Consider the following 623-nt stretch of genomic DNA (forward strand, 5'->3'; position numbering starts at 1 on the left):
TTTATATGATGAATCTGCTTTAAAATTAACAATACCTCCTTCAAAATTATTAAGAATCCCCCTTGGAGCACCGTTAAGGCTTGGACCTTGATATTGTTGAATAAGGTATGAATTGCCAGTGAAATTCGTAACCCCATAATTATCAATAGTTGCCTTTGCTGGTAAGCTGCCGGCTCCATGCACGATTCCGTGTATATTCAAAGTGCCACTTTGATTATTTATTAATCTTGAGTCTTTTTCATTATATACAGAGTGAATAAGACTTGTAGTTAAATTACCCGAATTAGTCCCATTAATGCTGACAACGGATGACCCAATATCGTTGGCCCCCTCTAAATTAAAGATAAATTCCATCGTTGAATTAGCACCATTTTCAATATTCCATGTGCCACCAACAGTCAGTTCTACTTCTCCTCCATTTAAATTCCTAACTGCAGACGAATCTGGAATTCCTTGATATGAATAAATTAAAACTTTTGATCCCACCCCATCATTTGTGATATCAATATTTTCAATTGAATGAGGTGATAATAGTATCTTTCCACCATTCGAGTTATTAATTTTCGTATTAATAAGTCTATTAATTAACCAAGGCCAAGCACCTTTCTCTTCAGCTTCATCGG

1 protein-coding gene is annotated in these 623 nt (G+C 35.3%); it reads right to left on the reverse strand.

What is annotated here, in order from left to right; all coding sequences use genetic code 11:
• Positions 1 to 623: hypothetical protein (locus tag H6A60_RS12200; RefSeq protein WP_205105007.1), on the reverse strand; the 623-nt coding region annotated here is incomplete at both ends.

This window comes from Sutterella massiliensis, from assembly GCF_016899755.1.
In the GTDB taxonomy this organism is placed as follows: domain Bacteria; phylum Pseudomonadota; class Gammaproteobacteria; order Burkholderiales; family Burkholderiaceae_F; genus Sutterella; species Sutterella massiliensis.